This is a genomic window from Pseudomonas wayambapalatensis, assembly GCF_049942315.1.
In the GTDB taxonomy this organism is placed as follows: Bacteria; Pseudomonadota; Gammaproteobacteria; order Pseudomonadales; family Pseudomonadaceae; genus Aquipseudomonas; species Aquipseudomonas wayambapalatensis.
Genome location: NZ_JBNFMU010000222.1, coordinates 22,871 through 42,075 on the forward strand (window position 1 = coordinate 22,871; position 19,205 = coordinate 42,075).

Consider the following 19,205-nt stretch of genomic DNA (forward strand, 5'->3'; position numbering starts at 1 on the left):
AAAATAGACCGACGCTAAAGGTGCGCAAATAGCGTCTATCGTCCTTGAAAAGTCAGCACTTCCCTGAGCTGAATCGTTTGACCATGAGGTTTCAAATTAGTGCTGGCCGTGGGCCATCTTCCCTTAATAAATTGGCCAAGTCATCCCGCGCGACGGCTGGAGAGATGATAAAACCCTGCACGTGGTCACACTTGATTCGGCGAAGCACTGCCAATTCGGCTTGGGTTTCTGCACCCTCGGCGACCGTGATGAGGCCAAGCTTGCGTCCCAGTTCGGTGATGCTGAGCAAGGCTGACGCCAAGCCGTCGTTTTCGCCGCAGCCTGATACCAGCGAGCGGTCGATCTTGAGCTCCGTGAACGGCGTCGACACCAGATTGAAATACGAGCTGTACCCCCTGCCGAAGTCGTCCTGAGCGAGGCCGAACCCCATCAGCCGCAAGCGACATGCACCGGCGTAGTAGCTGCTGGACAGTTGGGTGGTAGAGGTCTCGGTGAGCTCGAAGGTGATCTGGCGGGGGTCGGCCTGGTTGATCTGTACCTGGGCCAGCAAGCGGTCGACCAGGTCGGCATGATCGAGCAGGTGGGTCGGCAGATTGATCGATACAGGCAGCGGATGGCCCATGCGCTCCCACTGTGCCTGGGCGCCAAGGGTTTGACCCAGCATGCAGGTGAGCAGCTCGATTTCCAGTTCGGCGTTTTCGATCTCATCGAGAAAAGCGCCGGGCATAAGCAAACCTTCGGCAGGATGTACCCAGCGCGCGAGCGCCTCGGCACCGACGATGCTTCCGTCATGCAGCGACATCTTCGGCTGGAACCACGCTTGGATTTCACCGGTCTCGAGGGCCTTGGCCAAGGTGCTTCGCGAACGGCAGCCTCGCGGTCTGCTGCTGAACGCTCGGGCCTGCTCGGTGAGGTCATCGAGTCGTTCGCGCAAACCGACAACTTCAGCCTCTCGGACCGGCTTGGAGATCAGGCCGGCGACGCGCAGCCCAAGATTCTTGGCGACCTGGCCGGAGCCAACCAGCATGCGTCGCGATGCTGCAGTCATCAATGCCAGGGCAGGGGGACGATGCAGTTGCGCCAGTTGCTGTATCAGTTGCACACCGTCCATATGCGGCATCATCAGGTCAGTCAGCAGCAAGTCATATCGGCTACTTGCCAGGCGCTGCAGTGCAGTGGCGCCATCCCAGGCCAGTTCCACCTCAAAGCCGCCTGCCGCCTGGAAGACAGTCGTCAGGTACTGGTGTTGAAACGGATGGTCCTCGACTATTAGCACGCGATACACGTTCACGACACGCTTCTCTGGTAAGGCTGCAAGCACTGGTACAAGGCGTGCAGCGTGAAGGGTTTGACAAGCAGGTGTGCCATGCCTGCCCCCAGGCAACGCTCTGCCTCATCCAGCATGGCGTTGGCAGTAGCACCGATGATCGGTACGCTGCAGCCCCTTGCGCGCAGCTCTCCGGTGAGTTGATAGCCGTTCATGCGCGGCATGTTGACATCGGTCAGGACGATGTCGAAGTCGGCGTCTTGCCACAGCGCCAGGGCCTCGACACCGTCGCGCGCCAGCACCACGGTGCAGCCTAGTTCCTCGAGTTGGTCGCGCAGAATGAGCTGATTGATCATGTTGTCTTCTGCCACCAGCAGGTGCAGATTCAGCCGGCCTTTCTGAACCGTGACAGGCTTCATCGGCTCGTCTTGCAGTTCTATGCCCAACGCTTGGCCGACGGCACGATTGAGTGCCTGAAGGTTGTTCAGCCCCACGCGCCAGGTGCGCTCGTCGACCTGGACAATGCCGTGTGCATCCTGCGCCACCACGACCCGATTACCATTCCAGTCATCTTTGAGGGTGGTACTGGCCTGACCTGGACACAGCTCGACCAGCGTCGCGCCAGTATCCAGTTGACTCGTATCCTGGCCTGTCAGCTGTGCCCGTGCCCCCCAGCGGCGCAGCCAGCCCGCAGTGTGCTCAGCCAGTTCCTGCACCTGCGAGTGGACATAGATGCGCTCACTGACCAGTGGCTGAGCCCAGGCGTACTGCGTGTGCGCTGAGACCTGCTCGAGCGGCAGGGTGAACGTGAAGCTGCTGCCCAGGCCCGGTTCGCTGAACACCCTGAGCGAGCCATTCATCAAGTGCACCAGGCGCTTGCAGATGGACAGGCCCAGGCCGGTGCCAGCGACCACATTGGCGGTCGGGCTGCTTTGAAAGAACGGCTCGAACAGCTGTTGTTGATCCTGCGTAGGAATGCCCTTGCCGGTATCGACTACCTGCCACTGCAACATGGCCCGTTCGCCCTCGCGGGACATCAGCAGCAGGCGCACCACAATGCGTCCGGTCTCGGTGAATTTGACTGCGTTGCTCAGCAGGTTGCCGAGAATCTGACGAATCCGGGTGACGTCCCCCAGCACGTGCTCGGGCAGTCGCGGATCAATACAGGCGAACAGCTGCAGGCCTTTGCTCTGGGCCGCGCCGGTATAGTTCTGGATTACGTCCTGAGTCAGCTCCAGCGGCGCAAAAGTCGTGAGCTCCAGTGCCAGTTGGCCGGCTTCGATCTTCGACACATCCAACACATCGCAGATCAATTGCAGCAAGGATGCCGAGGAGCCTTCGATCGCGGTGAGGTAGCCGCGCTGCTGTGTGTCCAGCTGAGTCCGGGAAAGCAGTTCGAGCGTTGCCAGCACGCCATACAACGGGGTGCGGATTTCGTGGCTCATCGTTGCCAGGAACAGCGTCTTGGCTTCATTGGCTGCGTCGGCCAGGGTGCGAGCCTGCTGCAAGGCCATTTCGGTGGTTTTGCGTTCGGTGATGTCACTGAATGCACAGATCAGTACATCTTCGCGCTGATAGCGCGTTGGAGCATAGCTCAGGAACAGATGTCGACCGTCCGCCATCTGTAGTTCGTCAGTGCTGCTTCGCTCTGCTTCGGAACCAAAAGCGCGGTCAATCCATTGATGGCATAGCCGCGTTCGCTCATCGCCCATCCCCAGCCACTGTGTCGATAGTTGATTTTCCAGCACCACCGCGCCATCGCTGCGGCGCAGCACGCACAAGGCCACAGGGGCGACGTGAATCACTGCGCTGCAGAACGCCTCGCTTTCTATCAGGGCGTCAATACGCGCGGCGGCCGGCACGATCAACCGCTGGTTGATCCGCTTGACGCACCAGAGCATGAACACCGTGGCCAGAAGGCAAATAAGAAGCGCCGCCGCAAGCGGTATTGCCAAGCTGGGAAGCAAGGATTTCAGTTGTATGCTGTAGATGATTTGCCAGTTGGAATAGTCCAGATGTTTGCGGATAGTCAGCCTTTCCGGCAACCAGAACCCGCCCTCCCAGCCGAAGCTGGTGGACGTCGGGACGTTATCAGCCCGTCGCGTGCTTGCAGGCGGGAGCGGGGCGTTGCTCAGAATCAGTTGACCATTGGCATCCAGCAACTTGAAGTCACCAGCCTGCTCGTGCTGCAGGGCTTTGATCAGGTTTGGGCCATCGACCTCGAGCCCCAGCCAGCCTGAGGTGGCCTTGCGTTCGTCCATTCTGATGAAGATATACAGCGGTGAATCCAGTCGGCCGGGATCGGTCAGCCAGAGTTCATCTTGAGACGCCTGGATATCGTTGGCCGATCGCACGCGCTCAAGCACCCGCGAGGGCATGCTCTCAGCATGGGTGGCGGCGGTGAACAGGCGTTGCACCTCTGCGCCTGGCGTTTGCGGCACATAGATCAGGTTGACCTCGTTGGTCCGCAAGTAATCGAGCATGCGCCGGGTCAGCCATAGGCTCCAGATTTCATGGTCCTGGCCGAGGATGATATGAATCTCCTCTTCCGGCACATTGTTGGTTTCGGCGGCGGCAAGCGTGGGTTGCCTGACCGTAGACAACCCCAACCCTTTGAGCAGCGTCTGGCGGCTGACGAAGAAACCCTGAGCATCAAAGATCGCTTCGTTCATGTAGCTGCGGCGGGACGATATCTCCTGATTCAGCGTTACACGAAGGTAGCTGTAAGCACCGATGAACACTCCCGCTACAAGGCTGAAGGCGAACAGGCACAGGAGCTTGCGCGCCGCCTGCGGCGTCGAGAGCGAGGAGTGGAGCGTCGGGATCAGGTGGTCAGGTCTCATCGGCGCCAGCCTAGTGCGCGGCTGCCGTGTCCTGAATAGGACGGATCTCAATCTCTAGTCGGCAAGCCTTGGTCAGCGGCTGCTGAGCATGGGGGGATGCTTAGGCATGCTTCAAAGCACTTTCTGGGTAATCACATAGCGGCCTTGTTTGACCGCGCTGCCCGTGGCGTTGATCAGTACATACTCCTGATCCATCTTGGTTGAGGGCTGCGGCAATGGCTGGATGCTGATGTGCTGGGGCGGTGTGCTCGCAGCGGCTTGAACCGTCAAGGTCGAAAACGTCGCATCCTGCGCACATGATTCCCACACCCTGCCTTGGCTGTAAGTGGTGACATTGCAGAGTCCAGTCACCACCGCTCCAGTGAAGCGCACAGTGCCATGCAGCGGCGTCCTATCTTCGGCCTGGCTCAATAGGGGCAAAGAGCAGAGCACCGCAGCAACGAAAAATCCTTTCATGTTTGCATTCCAATTTTGTGTGACTAATCGGCTTATCGGCTGGCGGCCAAATAGGGTGATAGCTGAATCCTTTCACCCGACGAATGGTCCGGCATGCACGATTCCCTGCCGCGAGGATTTTTCCATCAAGTCAGTACAGACCTCCTTAGCGGGGCTGAAATAGCACTCTGATCAACTGCCCGGGCATGGTGCCGCGGCGAATGTGGCCGATGTAGCGGCGCCCGCCACCTGTTGCATGGCTAGGCTCTGTATGAAAAACCTTGATACTCGGTGATGCTGCGTTGAAAACAGCCTCGGAATGCTCATTTACAACCCGTAAACTCCGCTTCCTCGGCTGTTTTCGCCTTGCCTGACCTTCGTCTCAAGGCTTTTCATACAGACCCTAGGAAAGTTTTATCTGTGCCGAAGCGGGTCATACCGGCGTGGAGAAACGGCCGGCGCATGAAGGGCGACCCGCGATCTGGCAGATTGCGGCTCGTCGCAGGTACGCTGGCAATCATTTCGTGGTGTGGGGGGCTGTGCACCAGGGGCGGATAACCAAAGCGTTGCATTGGTCATCCAATAAAATCAGCACCTGAACATCGGGCTTTTCTGCATGCCCATGCCGCCCATTTCCGGTTGGTCAGAAACTTCGCTTGGGGTTTCCTAATGCCTGAAGGCCAACTATTTTTCCGTGGAAACCTATTTGCTGAATGGCGCCTCTGCCTCTATTAGTTGCCCTGTGCTGGGCAGATTGGCTTTTGAGATTCGTCTTATGTTGATCACGGGTGAGCTAAGCGATAGTTCAATCCCCTGCTGACAGTATGCGTTGCCAGGGACCTATCACTTATAAAGCGAGGCCTGTCATGTCTGTTCGTTCAATCAAATACTCCGCATTGTCCTGCGCTGCCCTGGTAACTTCTTTCATGCTCACCGCTGCGCAAGCGGCCGATGGTCAAATCGAGTTCACAGGCGTGGTCAATGACAACGCGTGCACAATCAATACTCAAAGTGCTACTCAGTCTGTCGATATGGGTCAAGTGCGTATCGCAGACTTCCCAAATACCGTCGGTGCCCTGGCTGCCAATGGCGGTACACCTTTCAGCATTTCGCTGGAGAACTGCAGCGGGCCGACTCTGCGTAACGCAACCGTGAAGTTCAGCGGTCAGCAAGCCGCCAGCGATGCGACGGTATTGGGCATGGTCGGCAGCAATCAGGTTGCAGGCGTGGGTATTCAGATCGCCGATGCCCGCACCGGTGCCAAGCTGCCGCTCAACACTGAAAGCGCTGCCTACAGCCTGCGCCCAGCCAGCAACACCTTCGACTTCACTGCCTCTTACGTGCGCCTGGTAGCCGACACGGTAGACACCGACGGTGCCGTCACTGCGCGTGGTATTGGCACCGGTCGCGTCAATGCCATTGCCAGCTTCGACATCACTTATCGCTAATTACGCTGAATCACCAGGGTCCACGTGCAGCGTGGATCCTGGGCCAAGGGTGTGACATCAGATGAAATCGAAACTCGCAGGGTTGTTCGCCCTGGTACTTAGCCTTAGCAGCGTGCTGGCGCATGCGGGTGTCAATGTAGGCGCCACGCGGGTCGTCTATCAGGCCAAGCAAAAGGAAGCGAGCCTGTCAGTAACCAACTCCGCCGAAGACAATATTCCTTATCTGATCCAGTCCTGGGTCAGTGAGTACGGTGGCAGTGAGAGCAGCAGCGATGCCTTTCTGATTACGCCTCCATTGTTTCGCCTCGATCCCGGTAGTCAGAACATGCTGCGGATTATGGCCATCGATAAAAGTGTCTTCGCCAGCGATAAAGAAAGTTTGTTTACGGTCAATGTAAAAGCTATTCCCGCAAAGTCCACCGATCCGGCCCATCAGAACGTACTGCAGATTGCCGTTAAAACCAGTATCAAACTGTTTTATCGCCCTGAGGGGTTGCAAGGCAATTTAGTTGACGCTGTGGCAGGGCTAAAAGCTTCAGCTGGACGGGGCCGTCTGCATATTCAAAACCCGTCTGGCTACCACGTGGTCGTCAGCAAGCTGGTGGTCAATGGCATCGAGCGTAAAGGGCTGCTCGAACTCATCAAGCCAGGCGAAAGTAGGATCGTTGACCTCCCTGTACGCGCAGGCGACACGATTAACCTTACTTACATCAATGAGTACGGCAGCGCAGTCGAAGCACCGGTAAAGACCCTGGTCAATTAATTCATTTGCTTGCATGAGGGATACGCCATGGCAACGGGGCGCATGAGTCAGCGGCTGCGTCACACCCCGGCTGCCTGTCTATCCTTGGTTTTCGTTTGCGCTGGTCCATCCAGTGCGCTGGCTGCCATTGATTTCGATCCCAGCTTTCTGGAAATCGGCGGAGGACGCGGCGGTGAGGCTGTGGTTGCGCAAGTTGGTGCGCTCAGTCAAGGCCAATTGCCCGGAATCTACCAGGTGTCGCTCAGCTTGAACGGCAAGGCGCTGGATGTGCGGGATGTTCAGTTCATCCGCACGCCGGCAGACCAGCCGGCGAGCATCACCGCGTTGTACCCTTGCTTTACCCTGGCTGCGTTGCAGGAGTTGGGCGTCGATACTGACCGTCTTGCGAGCGCCGAAAGTTACGAACATGGGTGTATAGCGTTTTCCGGCAGCTTGGCTGGCGTGACGTATGACTACAACTTCGGCAAACAGCAGTTGCAGTTGCAAGTCCCTCAAGCGTTCATTGGCGAAGTGCCCTTCGAGTTGCGGCGTCGGCGTTGGTCGGACGGTGAGTCTGTGGCGTTCGCCAACTACACGTTCACCGGCAGCGATAACCGCAACGACAACAGCCGCCGGCAAGCAGAATTCGGCAGCCTGCGCAGTGGGATCAATGCCGGTGCATGGCGTCTGCGTAATTTCTCTACGTACCAGAAAAGTACTGGCACGGCAGGCCAGTGGAAGTCGGTGGATACCTATGTCCAGCATGCGCTCGGCGACAGCATGGCCATTGCGACCGTTGGCGAGGGTGCGACCAGCAGTGACTTGTTCGATGCGATTTCCTATCGCGGCGTCAGTGTCGCGACGGACTTGGACATGCTGCCGGATGATGCGCGTAACTTCGCCCCAGTGATCCGCGGGATCGCCAACGGTCGCTCGTTGGTGACGCTGCGTCAACGTGGTTATGTCATTAGCGAGCAGTGGGTGCCGTCTGGCCCGTTTGCGCTGAAAAACCTGTATTCCACACCCAATAATGGTGACATCGAAGTGACCGTGGAGGGGCCCAATGGCGATCGTCAGGTCTACGTTCAATCGTTCTCGTCGGTGCCTTACATGCTGCGCGAAGGGCAGCAGAGCTATGAATTCACCGTGGGCCAGTATCGTTCCGCCAACTCGACGTCCGGCCTGCCAAAACCGACCTTCGCCCAGCTTAGCTACCGCCGCGGCGTGGCCAGCGGCACGACGCTGCTGGCCGGCAGCATCTTGAGCGCTGATTATCGTTCCGCGCTGTTCGGCATCGCGCAGGACATCGCAGGCTTTGGCGCAATTTCTCTTGACGTGACTCAGGCAGCGACGCGTGGTATCGATGCGCGCAGCAGTTCTGGCCAGTCGTATCGCTTTCGCTACTCGAAGTCCGTAGAGGCGACCGACACCAATTTCAGTCTGGTTGGCTACCGTTATTCCACAGCGGGCTATTACAGTTTCAACGAGGCGGTCAACTTGCGTGCCAAATCGCCTGCGACCGCAGTGATTGATGACGAACACCTGCTCGACAGCGCGTTGTTAGCTTCCGAGTACTTTTCCGGGCATATGAAAAGTGCGTTCACCGCCAATATTTCGCAGCAGTTCGGCGCGTATGGCGGAATGTTTGCCAACCTTAGCAAGACCCAGTTCTGGAACCAGACACGCAGTACCACCTCGCTTCAATTGGGCTATAACTTCAGCGTCGGCAGTGCAGCCTATACCCTGAGCCTGGCCCAAGCGCGCGGGGCAGGGCAAACGCAGAACAGTGTATCGATAGGGGTCAGCCTGCCGCTCGGCGGTCCAGGGTCGAGTCGCAGGGTAAGTGCGGGAGCCAGCCGCGACAATGCTGGCAACGCCAACCGCAACCTCAATTTGAGCGACTCGCTGCTTGCCGACAACGCATTGACCTACAACCTGGGCCTGGAGCAACGCGATACCCAGGGTGACCGCTTGACGGGACATTCGCTGGCCGCGCGCTACAACGCCGCCAATGCCGTTTGGCATGGTGCCTACAGCTCTGATCGGCAAAGCACGCAATTCGACTATGGCGTCGAAGGTGGCCTGGTCGCCACCAGCGATACTGTCATGTTCACCCAGCCATTGGGCGAGACCAACATCATCGTCTCTACGCCGGGCGCCGCTGGCGTTGGCGTTAAGTCGCGCAGCGGCATCCGCACCAATCAGTCCGGCTATACCATCGTGCCGTCAGCTCAGCCTTATCGGGCTAACAAAGTGTCGCTCAACACCGACACCTTGTCTGACACCACTGACATCAGTGATCTGGTCCAAGAAGTCTTGCCTACACGCGGCGCCTTCATCAAGGCGGCTTTCGAAACCCGTAACGGTCGACGTCTGTTGGTCAGGCTGGTGACACCAGACGGTGAGGAAGCGCCGTTTGCGGCCCAGGCCACTCTCAGTGACCAGGCCGGCCATTTGCTCAGTAGCGCCATGATTGCCGACAGCGGCCGGGTATACCTCACGGGGGTGCCGGATGTATCGCAATTGATCGTCGAGGTGGACGGCAAACCTTGGTGTCAAGCGCCTTTGGATCTCGAACACTTCGCGCTCAAGGGCGAAGGCATCGAGCAGATAGCGATCACCTGCGCGCGTTCACCGATGAGCTCCTAAGGATTCTTGATATGAAGCTTCTTACCTCAACCCCTCGCCCGAACATGGCCCAGACGTGCTGGACAGCACTCATCATGATCATGGCGGTGCTGTTCCACCCCGCTGCGCAAGCGTTCGTCGGCAACAACTTGACCTGCGCCAGCACGCCTTTGCAAATGGACAGAGGCACCTTGGCTCCGGGCGATATATTCACGATTCCCGTGAGCCTTGATTGCAACATCACTCGGCGCTTCCCCGTCGGTGCCAACATCACTTACAACGCGCAATATTCGAACGGTACACCCCTTGGCACATTTGTGGTCATGGCCAACGGTCAGCAAGTCAGTCGGGGGGGGCTTGGAACTACCGGTACGACTTGCATGCCTAACGGCTGCACCGCGCTGCCTGTCGGCACGCGATTCACGATTTCGACCAATATCTACACGAGGGCGGTGGACAGGCCTGGGCCCTACTTTCTGCAGTTCAACTACGCAATCACTTCCATTGGCGGCTACGAGAATTGGTCGGAGTGGGTTTATTCCGGGTTGGTGCAATACACCGTGGCAAACCCGGCCTGCAGGTTGAACTCCACCGCACCTTCCAACGTGTACTTCGGTACGCTGTCGAACGCTGAAACTGCAAGCGCCAGTCAGGTAGCGAACATCGCTGTCAACTGCCAGTCAGCATCGACCATTCGTGCAACCCTCACACCCACGCAAGCTGTCGTGAACGCGGCACAAGGACTTTCCGCGACCACCTTGTCCGGCTTGTCCATGGCCAGCACCTGGGCTGACACGAACAGCCCGGTCGCACTTGGCAGCGCGCGAAGCATCGCGCTGGCAGCGGGCACTAACAACCTGAGTTTGCGCTTTCAGCCGAGGTTGAATAATGCGGGCGCTCCGCCAACAGGCAATTTTTCCAGCCAGTACACCCTAACGCTAACGTACCCCTGATCTTCCGGAGCTGAACCATGAGAATTCCATTTTTTTGTGCTGCGGCTGCCCTTGTAATGAGCGCATCAGCTAACGCCGCTACCGAGTCGGTGACCATCAACGTGAGTGGCACTCTCACGCGACCGCCGTGCACCTTGACCAGCGCCAGAACCCTCACCGCCAATTTTGGCAGTATCGAATACGACAAAGTGGCCGCAGCGCCGGCAATCGATCTGCCCCTGGCGCTCACCTGTCCCGCTAACTCATCGTTCACGATCGCAATTACGGCTTCGAGCGCGCTGACCGACACCATCGCATCTGCCGGTCGAGCGAACCTCGGCTACCAGCTGCTGCGCAAGGACAACAACACCGCCATCAATGTGCGCGGGGTGGCGCGGACGGTGAGCAATGTATCGGGGGCAGTCGATCTTGGTATGTCGGCCAGGCTGGTTGCGCAGGGCGCGCTGACTGAGGGAGCCTTTTCGGCCTCGGCGGTCGTGAATATTGTTTATCTGTAAATCGACGGGGGCTGGGATGAGGGGGATCATTGCACTGTGCCTGCCTGTGTTGATGTGCCAGGCAAGCCTGGTCCGCGCCGACGCAGCGAGTGAGCTGCAAGTTACCGGCGCGTTGGTACGGCCTTTGTGCACCACACTGTTCCCGCAGAGCCAGAGCGTTTCGTTGCCAGCGATAAGCCGCAACGAACTGACGGCTGGCTCATCTCCTTGGACCGACGTGCCGCTGGCGTTTCGCTGCGCCGACGATACTCGGGTGAATCTGCGCCTGGTGCCGGCTGATGCGGCATACGACGACGCCACGCTCAAGACCACCCTCAATGGACTGGGTTTGCGTCTGCGGCTGCGTGACCTGACTTCGGCCTCGCCGACATCTGCTTTGCGGCTCAACGAAGTGTTGGCGTTCACCGTTTCCGGTGGAAATCTGCAGCTTAGTTTGGGAGCCAAGGCGATCAAGATGGGGGATCAGACTCCAGCGGTTGGGGGGTATCAGACACAGTTGCTGATGGTTATGGAGTATTTGTGAGGGGAAGGCCGATGAGTACTATTGGATTTCTTCGGACAAATAAAAAGCCGGCTTGTGGCCGGCTCTCGGGGACGGGCTTGGCTAATTTTTGGTAAGCCGCAACCGCCTTAACAGGTTGGCCATCGAGGCCTGAAAAAGATGACAAACGGCCGTGTGGGGCGTCGTCAGGTGCTCTGGGATGCGGCTTGTGCCGACCCTCGGCTAAATGTGCCGCGTAGCATACTAGGGCTCGCCAGGGATGCCCAGCGAAAATTGGCACCGGGTGTGTCATACGGGCCGCTGACGGCTGAACCACGACCACCAGAATACCCAACCCAATACCTGCATGCCCTGGGCGTGGCGCTGGGCCGGGGTGTAGCGCTCGACGGCGTAGTTGCGTCGGTCGTGGCTGTGCAGGCACAGCGTGCCGTTCTGCCCCACGCTGAGGCTGTGCACCCGCAGCCGGCCCTCGTGCAGCAGCGCGTAGGTCTGCCCGTCGACCACGCGGGTCAGGCTGCGGTCGATGGCCAGGGCGGCGCCAATGGGGATCAGCGGGGCCATGTTGGCGTCCGGCATGTCCAGGCAGATGGCATTTTCCGGGAGGATGCCGAGCGTCTCCAAGGCCTGGGCCGACACCAGCAGGTGGCGGTCCGGATCCGGTATGAGCAGGCCGTCGAGCAGGCGGTGGAAATCGACGCAGATCTGCCTGCCGCCATGGCCGGGTAGCGTGGTTTCGGGTTGAGGCAGGCCGGGACGCAGGATCGGGCTCGGGTGCTTGGGGCCTTCGCCGTTGCGCAGCCAGCGGCGATGGACGCAGAACAGGTCGGCGAGTTCGTCCAGGCGCGCCAGGGGAATACCCCGTTTGAACCAATTGTTCACGTGCTGGGGCGTGACCTTGCGCTGGGCGGCGAAGTCGGAAGCGGTCAGGCCACATTCCTGCAGAAGGGTCTTGAGACGGTCACCGGAATTGTTCATGGCGGCGAGTCTAGATTGTGGCGCGAGGCGAGGAAATAAACAGGATGTTTATGCTGATGGTGGGAATCTGGAGTTTTTGTCGGCCGCTTTTGCAGGCTAATGTGGGATTTTTCTCTTATTTCTGGATGAGGCATTTGAAGACCCCGCAAGAAAACGGTGTCTGTATCTGACAGGCATAAAAAAACCCGGCACACATGGCCGGGTTTTTTCATGGCAAGGCGGTCATCAGCCCTTGTAGGCGGCAACCGACTTAGTGATCGCGGCGCGGGCGGCGTCAGCGCCTTCCCAACCTTCGATCTTGACCCACTTGCCCTTCTCCAGATCCTTGTAGTTGGCGAAGAAGTGCTCGATCTGCTGGATCAGCAGGGCCGGCAGGTCGGTGTACTCTTTCACGTCGACGTACAGCTGCGACAGCTTGTCGTGCGGTACGGCGATGACCTTGGCGTCGCCGCCGCCGTCGTCGGTCATGTTCAGCACGCCGACCGGACGGGCGCGAATCACCGAGCCTGGGGCGACCGGGTACGGGGTGACGACCAGCACGTCCAGCGGATCACCGTCGTCGGCCAGGGTGTTGGGGATGAAGCCGTAGTTGGCTGGGTAGAACATCGGGGTTGCCATGAAACGGTCGACGAACAGGGTATCGCTGTCCTTGTCGATCTCGTATTTGATCGGCGCGTGGTTGGCCGGGATCTCGATGGCGACGTAGATGTCGTTCGGCAGGTCCTTGCCCGCAGGAATCTTGCTGTAGCTCATTGGGCTTTGCCCCCGTGATTGACCAAAAAAGTGGCGGCGATTATAGGCACATTCCGCCAACGCATGCCACGGTCGGCCTGATGTGCGGGCAGATCAGACGGAGGCGTCGCGGTACTGCGGGTGCTCGGCTTGCAGGCGTGTCAGGCGGGCCAGCGGGTCCTGGCGGTAGAACAGCGACAATTGCCGGTACACCTGTGGATAACTTTCATGCAGCAAGTCAGGGGCACTGAAGAAGTATTCACTGGTCACGGCGAAGAACTCGGCCGGGTTTTCCGCTGCGTAGGGGTCGATGGCCGTTTCCAGGTCAGGGTTGGCGTCGAGCTGGCGGTTGAGGTCGTCGTAGGCCTGTTGCATGGCCTCGGCCCAGGCACTGACGTCCATGCCTGGGTGCAGGGGCGGCAGGCCATTGGCGTCGCCGTTGAGCATGTCGAGCTTGTGCGCCAGCTCGTGGATCACCAGGTTGTAGGCTTCCCAGCCGCCGCTGGCCTCGACGCCGGCCCAGGCCATGATCACCGGGCCCTGCTGCCAGGCCTCGCCGCTGTGTTCGGCGTCCCACACGTGCTCGACACCACTGGCGTCGCGGTGGCGCTGCGGGCTCTTGAAGTCGTCGGGGTAGAGGATGATCTCGTGAAAGCCCTGGTACCAGTTCAGCTCGCCCAGGTGCAGCAGCGGTAGCTGGGCCTGGGCCGCGAGGAACAGGCGCTGCTCGTCGTCCAGCTCGACGCCGGGCAGGGTGGTGAGGTGCTTGTCGTAGAGAAACAGCACGCTGGCCTCGCGCAGCCAGCGGTCTTCCTCGTCGCTGATGCCGTCGAGCAGGGGCAGACGGTCACGGATCGCCTGCCACAGTGCTTGATCGACCTGGTAGCGCGCCAGGGTGCGCTTGCGCCGCCAGGCGCTGAACGACCACATGGACGGTCAGTGGGCCTTGGCGGTACGGCCCAGCCGGCCACGCAGCAAACCGAGGATCATCGGCACCAGCGACAGGACGATGATGGCTACGACCATCAGCGACAGGTGCTGCTTGATGAAGGGCACGTTGCCGAAAAAGTAGCCCAGGGTGACCAGGCCACCGACCCACAGCAGGGTGCCGGCGACGCTGAAGCCGAGGAAGCGCGGGTAATGCATGTGGGCGATGCCGGCGACGAATGGCGCGAAGGTGCGCAGTATCGGCAGGAAGCGCGCCAGGGTGACGGTCTTGCCGCCGTGGCGTTCGTAGAATTCGTGGGTGCGCTGCAGGTAGTCGCGGCGGAAAATCTTCGAGTTCGGGTTGCGGAACAGCCGTTCTCCGGCCGTGCGTCCGATCACGTAGTTGGTGCTGTCGCCCAGGATCGCCGCGATCATCAGCAGGCCGGCGAGCAGTACCGGGTCCATGCCACCGCCCGCGGCCACGGCGCCGGCGATGAACAGCAGCGAATCGCCCGGCAGGAAGGGCATGACCACCAGGCCGGTCTCGCAGAAGATCACCGCGAACAGGATGGCGTAGATCCAGGGACCATAGTTGGTCACCAGCAGGTCGAGGTAGGCATCGAGATGCAGGATAAGGTCCAGCGGGTTGAATTCCATGTACAGCACCTGTTGTCTTGACCCGCTTCCACGGGCGCGCGATGACGGACGACGTCATTTTGCGTGGGCATGTTCACCGGTGGATAGGTAACTTTTCACACATGACGAATGGGGCATTATACGGCGAAGTCGGGAAGATGCCCGGGGAGTTTGTAGCGGCGGGTTACGGGACGGCAGGTGCCGTCCCCACAGGCCAGAAGCCCGGCTGGTCAATCCTGGCTGATCGGCAGGACGTAGTTCTCGAACTCGGTATCCTTGCGAAAGCCCATGGACTCGTAGGTTTTCATCGCCACCTCGTTGTTGCTGCTGGTGGACACGCGCATGCGTACGGCGTTGGTTTCCTTCGCCATCTTCTTGGCTTCGCGCATCAGGTGGTCGGCCACCAGCATGCGCCGGGAATCCTCGGCTACGTAGATGTCGTTGAGGATCCACACGCGCTTGAGCGACAGTGACGAGAAGCTCGGGTAGAGCTGGCAGAAGCCCAGCAGCTTGTGGTCGTCGTCATCCGGGAGGGCCAGATAGATCACTGACTCGCCGCGTTTCAGGCGCTTCTCGAGGAAGGTGCGCGAAGTATCGGGGTAGGGCAGTTGCCCGTAGAACTCGCGATAGGTGACGAACAGCGGGGTGAGCAGGTCGAGGTGTTCCAGGGTTGCCTTGATGATGCGCATGAGCAGGCCTCAGAGTCCATGTGGGAACGGGGGGATGCAAGCTGCCTCGTACCGGCATGCTGCCCCAAGGCAGCCTAGAAGCGCAATCCGCCTTGGGTTACATGTTTTTTACCCTTCACCGAGCAGGAAGTTTCCGCATTTTTTGGGGGAATTTTCGCTGTCGATGCTGTGGACCTCGGCTTCATCCTTCAGGTTCACCCCTGAAAGCTGCCGGCGACAGGCCTCGCGCATCAGGTACAGCAGGCGATGCGCGGCCATGCCGTAGCTCAGGCCTTCCAGGCGCACGTTGGAAATGCAGTTGCGGTAGGCGTCGGTCAGGCCCACTTTCGGGGCGTAGGTGAAGTACAGGCCCAGGCTGTCGGGCGAGCTCAGGCCGGGGCGTTCGCCGATCAGCATCACGGTCATCCGCGCACCGAGCAGCTCGCCGACCTCGTCGGCCACCGCGACCCGTCCCTGCTCCACCAGGATCACCGGGGCGCTGCTCCAGCCATCGGCGGCGGCCTGTTCCTCGAAGCGACTCAGCAACGGCAAGGTGTGGCGATGCACGGCCAACGCCGAGAGGCCGTCGGCCACCACGATTGCCAGATCGACGCCGCCCGGGTTGGCCTGGGCGTGTTCGCGCAGTTTCAGCGCCGAGTCGTCGCTCAGACGACGGCCCAGATCGGGACGCTGCAGGTACTGGTGACGATCGGCAGCGGCGCTGTGCAGCAAAAGACTGTCACGGCCACGGTCGCTCAGTTGCTGGCGCAGGCCGGCATGGTCGAAGGGCAGGTGTACCGCATCGCGAGCCTGGGCGTGGGCGAACTGGAAGTCCAGTTGCGCCCCGGTCGGCAGGCTTGTGCCGGTACGGCCCAGGGCAATGCGCGCGGGCGTCAGGTTGCGCAGGGCCAGCCAGGGATTGTCATGTGTGGGGGTATGTCGGTCCATGGTCGTCCCTATGCGAGCTGCGCCAGCGCGTGGCGGAAGGCCGGAGGCAGGTTGTCGCCGAAGCGCACCCGGCCGTCGGCCTGGGTGAAGATGCCGGTGCGTTCCAGCCAGGCTTCGAATTCCGGGCCGGGTTTCAGGCCGAGGGTCTGGCGCGCGTAAAGCGCGTCGTGGAACGAGGTGGTCTGGTAGTTGAGCATGATGTCGTCGGAGCCAGGGATGCCCATGATGAAGTTGATCCCGGCTACACCGAGCAGGGTCAGCAGGGTGTCCATGTCGTCCTGGTCGGCTTCGGCGTGGTTGGTGTAGCAGATGTCGCAGCCCATCGGCACGCCGAGCAGCTTGCCGCAGAAGTGGTCTTCCAGGCCGGCGCGGATGATCTGCTTGCCGTTGTACAGGTACTCCGGGCCGATGAAACCGACCACGGTATTGACCAGGAATGGCTTGAAATGCCGAGCCACGGCGTAGGCGCGGGTCTCGCAGGTCTGTTGATCGGCGCCGTGGTGGGCGTTGGCCGACAGCGCGCTGCCCTGGCCGGTCTCGAAGTACATGAGATTCTGCCCGAGGGTGCCGCGCTTGAGCGACAGCCCGGCCTCGTAGCCTTCCTGAAGCACGTTGAGGTTGATGCCGAAGCCGGCGTTGGCGGCCTCGGTCCCGGCGATGGACTGGAACACCAGGTCCAGCGGCACGCCTCGGTTGATCGCCTCGATCGAGGTGGTGACGTGGGTGAGCACGCAGGCCTGGGTGGGAATGTCGTAGCGCTGGATGATCGCATCGAGCATTTCCAGCAGGGCGCAGATCGAGGCGATGCTGTCGGTGGCCGGGTTGATGCCGATCATGGCGTCGCCGTTGCCGTACAGCAGGCCGTCGAGGATGCTGGCGGCGATGCCAGCCGGCTCGTCGGTGGGGTGGTTGGGCTGCAGGCGGGTCGACAGCCGCCCGCGCAGGCCCATGGTGCCGCGAAAGGTAGTGACCACGCGGATCTTCTGCGCCACCAGCACCAGGTCCTGGACACGCATGATCTTGGATACGGCGGCGGCCATTTCCGGCGTCAGGCCGGGGGCCAGGGCGCGCAGGCTGGCTTCGTCGGCCGCCTCGCTGAGCAGCCAGTCACGCAGGCCGCCGACGGTGAGGTGGCTGACCGGGGCGAAGGCGGCGGCGTCATGGGTGTCGATGATCAGCCGGGTGATCTCGTCCTGTTCGTAGGGGATCAGCGCTTCGTTGAGAAAGTGACTGAGCGGGATGCTGGCCAGGGCCATTTGTGCGGCGACCCGCTCACCGTCGTTGCTGGCGGCAACACCGGCCAGGAAGTCGCCCGAGCGCGCCGGGCTGGCCTTGGCCATGACTTCCTTGAGGCTGTCGAAGCGGTAGACCAGATTGCCTACCGTGTGTACGAAACTTGCCATACAGAATCTCCAGGGCGCCGCAGGGCTGGCCTGCGGCGTAAGTCGGCGATCAGTGCAGGGCCTCTTCGGCCTTCTGGATCGCGGCGAATTCCTCTTCCGGCGTCCCGGCCACCAGATGGTGGCGACTGTAGAAAGCAAAGTAGGCAATTAATATCGCATAGATCACGGCAGCGCCAATCACCACGCGTGGGTCGACCAGGAAGCCGGCGACCACGGCGATGCAGGCCAGCACCAGGGCCACGCCCGAAGTGAAGATGCCGCCGGGAGTGCGGTACGGGCGCTCCATCTTCGGCCGGCGGATGCGCAGGGTGATGTGCGCGGCCATCATCAGCACGTAGGACAAGGTGGCACCGAACACCGCGACCAGGATCAACAGGTCACCCTGGCCGGTCAGCGACAGGGCGAAACCGATGATGCCGGGGATCACCAGGGCCAGTACCGGCGCCTTGCTCTTGTTGGTTTCCGAGAGCTTGCGCGGCAGGTAGCCCGCGCGTGAAAGTGCGAAGATCTGCCGCGAATAGGCGTAGATGATCGAGAAGAAGCTGGCGATCAGCCCGGCCAGGCCCACCAGGTTGACGAAGCCGCCCATCCAGGTCGAGCCGCCGTACGCCTTCGACAGCGCCTCGACCAGCGGGTTGCCCGAAGCCTTGAGCGCTTCGGAGCCGGCGCCGCCGGGGCCGACCACCAGGATCAGCAGGGCGAAGGCCAGCAGCACCAGCATCGCGCCGATCAGGCCGCGGGGCAGGTCGCGCTTGGGGTTCTTGGTCTCTTCGGCGGCCAGGGGCACGCCTTCGACGGCGAGGAAGAACCAGATCGCATAGGGGATTGCCGCCCAGATGCCGACATAGCCAAATGGCAGGAAGCTGCTGGCGCCGACGGCGTCGGTCTTGGCGATGTCGAACAGGTTGGCTGCATCAAAATGGGGCACCATGCCGATCAGGAACACCGCCAGTGCAATCGCAGCGATGGCGGTGATGATGAACATCAGCTTCAGCGCCTCGCCGACGCCGAAGATGTGGATGCCGATGAAGACGATGTAGAACGCCAGGTAGATCATCCAGCCGCCGATGCCGAACAGCGATTGGCAGTAGGCGCCGATGAACACGGCGATGGCGGCAGGGGCGATGGCGTATTCGATGAGGATCGCCGTGCCGGTGAGAAAGCCGCCCCAGGGCCCGAACGCGCTGCGCGCGAAGCCGTAGCCGCCGCCCGCGGTGGGGATCATCGAGGACAGCTCGGCCAGCGAGAAGCACATGCACAGGTACATGGTGGCCATCAGCAGCGTGGCCAGGAACATGCCGCCCCAGCCGCCTTGGGCGAGGCCGAAGTTCCAGCCGGCGTAGTCGCCGGAAATCACGTAGGCCACGCCCAGGCCCACCAGCAGGACCCAGCCTGCGGCGCCTTTTTTCAGTTCACGTTGCTGGAAATAGTCGGAGCCGACTTTCTCGAAATCTACGGAGGAACTTGCCGGCGTGCCGGCGGAGTGATCGCTTGGCATGGTTTCACCTGTTGTTTTTTTTGCTGGCCGGAGGGGTTCCGGGCCTTGGTGATTTGTGTTGCAGGAAGCGAGCCAGAGCGGTTGGGGCCGCTTTGCGGCCCAG

The 19,205-nt window shown here is 60.7% G+C and carries 17 protein-coding genes; 6 read left to right on the forward strand and 11 right to left on the reverse strand.

Going from position 1 to position 19,205, the window contains the following annotated elements:
• Positions 1–91: 91 nt before the first annotated feature.
• From pvrR to ACPZMI_RS20570, 3 genes are all read right to left on the reverse strand, one after another.
• Positions 92–1,291, reverse strand: a complete 1,200-nt coding sequence (pvrR, locus tag ACPZMI_RS20560) for a response regulator cyclic di-GMP phosphodiesterase PvrR (RefSeq protein WP_426352945.1) — start codon at positions 1,289–1,291, stop codon at positions 92–94.
• Positions 1,288–4,110: an ATP-binding protein gene (locus ACPZMI_RS20565; protein ID WP_426352946.1), complete on the reverse strand. Its 2,823-nt coding sequence runs from the start codon at positions 4,108–4,110 to the stop codon at positions 1,288–1,290. Before ACPZMI_RS20565 ends, pvrR begins: the two co-directional genes overlap by 4 nt.
• A gap of 111 nt (positions 4,111–4,221) precedes the next feature.
• Complete coding sequence (locus ACPZMI_RS20570; RefSeq protein ID WP_186669209.1) at positions 4,222–4,566, reverse strand: hypothetical protein; 345 nt, start codon at positions 4,564–4,566, stop codon at positions 4,222–4,224.
• Positions 4,567–5,411: 845 nt separating this feature from the next.
• On the opposite strand from ACPZMI_RS20570, the gene ACPZMI_RS20575 reads away from it, so the two are divergent.
• From ACPZMI_RS20575 to ACPZMI_RS20600, 6 genes are all read left to right on the forward strand, one after another.
• Positions 5,412–5,993 (forward strand): fimbrial protein, encoded by a 582-nt coding sequence (locus tag ACPZMI_RS20575; RefSeq protein ID WP_186669210.1) that lies wholly within the window; start codon positions 5,412–5,414, stop codon positions 5,991–5,993.
• A 61-nt stretch (positions 5,994–6,054) separates the two neighbouring features.
• Entirely contained in the window at positions 6,055–6,756 is a 702-nt protein-coding gene (locus ACPZMI_RS20580) for a fimbrial biogenesis chaperone (RefSeq protein ID WP_426352947.1), read from the forward strand.
• A gap of 42 nt (positions 6,757–6,798) precedes the next feature.
• On the forward strand, positions 6,799–9,384 hold the full coding sequence (locus ACPZMI_RS20585; RefSeq protein ID WP_426352948.1) for a fimbria/pilus outer membrane usher protein: 2,586 nt from the start codon (positions 6,799–6,801) through the stop codon (positions 9,382–9,384).
• Between the two features lie 11 nt (positions 9,385–9,395).
• Complete coding sequence (locus ACPZMI_RS20590) at positions 9,396–10,316, forward strand: fimbrial protein (RefSeq protein ID WP_426352949.1); 921 nt, start codon at positions 9,396–9,398, stop codon at positions 10,314–10,316.
• A 17-nt stretch (positions 10,317–10,333) separates the two neighbouring features.
• On the forward strand, positions 10,334–10,813 hold the full coding sequence (locus tag ACPZMI_RS20595; protein ID WP_186710326.1) for a fimbrial protein: 480 nt from the start codon (positions 10,334–10,336) through the stop codon (positions 10,811–10,813).
• A 16-nt stretch (positions 10,814–10,829) separates the two neighbouring features.
• Positions 10,830–11,336 (forward strand): fimbrial protein, encoded by a 507-nt coding sequence (locus tag ACPZMI_RS20600; RefSeq protein ID WP_186669216.1) that lies wholly within the window; start codon positions 10,830–10,832, stop codon positions 11,334–11,336.
• A gap of 267 nt (positions 11,337–11,603) precedes the next feature.
• Here ACPZMI_RS20600 and ACPZMI_RS20605 read toward each other — a convergent pair whose 3' ends face one another.
• From ACPZMI_RS20605 to eat, 8 genes are all read right to left on the reverse strand, one after another.
• A complete protein-coding gene (locus ACPZMI_RS20605; protein ID WP_186669218.1) occupies positions 11,604–12,290 on the reverse strand; it encodes a LexA family transcriptional regulator in 687 nt (228 codons plus the stop codon).
• A gap of 225 nt (positions 12,291–12,515) precedes the next feature.
• Positions 12,516–13,043 (reverse strand): inorganic diphosphatase, encoded by a 528-nt coding sequence (ppa, locus tag ACPZMI_RS20610; RefSeq protein WP_003255365.1) that lies wholly within the window; start codon positions 13,041–13,043, stop codon positions 12,516–12,518.
• Between the two features lie 93 nt (positions 13,044–13,136).
• The gene (locus ACPZMI_RS20615) at positions 13,137–13,952 is read right to left on the reverse strand and encodes a M90 family metallopeptidase (protein WP_426352950.1); all 816 of its coding nucleotides are present in this window, start codon (positions 13,950–13,952) and stop codon (positions 13,137–13,139) included.
• Positions 13,953–13,958: 6 nt separating this feature from the next.
• The gene (locus ACPZMI_RS20620) at positions 13,959–14,606 is read right to left on the reverse strand and encodes a DedA family protein (RefSeq protein WP_186669223.1); all 648 of its coding nucleotides are present in this window, start codon (positions 14,604–14,606) and stop codon (positions 13,959–13,961) included.
• Positions 14,607–14,815: 209 nt separating this feature from the next.
• Positions 14,816–15,274, reverse strand: coding sequence for a GNAT family N-acetyltransferase (locus ACPZMI_RS20625; protein ID WP_186669225.1), 459 nt, complete (start codon positions 15,272–15,274; stop codon positions 14,816–14,818).
• Positions 15,275–15,382: 108 nt separating this feature from the next.
• Positions 15,383–16,201 carry an ethanolamine ammonia-lyase subunit EutC gene (gene eutC, locus ACPZMI_RS20630; protein WP_186720316.1) on the reverse strand — a complete coding sequence of 273 codons (819 nt, stop codon included), beginning with the start codon at positions 16,199–16,201 and terminating at the stop codon, positions 15,383–15,385.
• Between the two features lie 8 nt (positions 16,202–16,209).
• Complete coding sequence (locus ACPZMI_RS20635) at positions 16,210–17,604, reverse strand: ethanolamine ammonia-lyase subunit EutB (protein WP_426352951.1); 1,395 nt, start codon at positions 17,602–17,604, stop codon at positions 16,210–16,212.
• A gap of 49 nt (positions 17,605–17,653) precedes the next feature.
• The gene (eat, locus tag ACPZMI_RS20640; protein WP_426352952.1) at positions 17,654–19,102 is read right to left on the reverse strand and encodes an ethanolamine permease; all 1,449 of its coding nucleotides are present in this window, start codon (positions 19,100–19,102) and stop codon (positions 17,654–17,656) included.
• Between the last annotated feature and the right edge of the window lie 103 nt (positions 19,103–19,205).